At 62.1% G+C, this 253-nt stretch carries 1 protein-coding gene; it reads right to left on the bottom strand.

Features of this window, described 5'->3' with window-relative positions; all coding sequences use genetic code 11:
• Positions 1 to 253 (bottom strand): MFS transporter (locus tag AC0L3U_RS39830; RefSeq protein ID WP_473365186.1); only part of this gene is annotated, 253 nt, incomplete at both ends.

Genomic DNA, 253 nt, shown 5'->3' with positions numbered 1-253 from the left:
ATCGCGCCGCCACCAAAACCCATGATCGCCATGCCGGTGGCCATGCCGCGCTTGTCCGGGAACCACTTGATCAGCGTCGATACCGGCGAGATATAACCCAGACCCAGGCCAATACCGCCAATGACGCCGGAGCCGATCCACATCAGCCAGATCTGGTGGGTATAGATACCCAATGCCGAGATCAACAGGCCGCCGCACCAGCACAGTGCCGATACAACGCCGGCCTTGCGTGGCCCGGCATGTTCCAGCCAGC

The organism is Bradyrhizobium sp. Kon69 (genome assembly GCF_055807515.1).
Note: the sequence above shows the minus strand (reverse complement) of the source record. Positions and strands in the feature narration are given on the sequence as shown.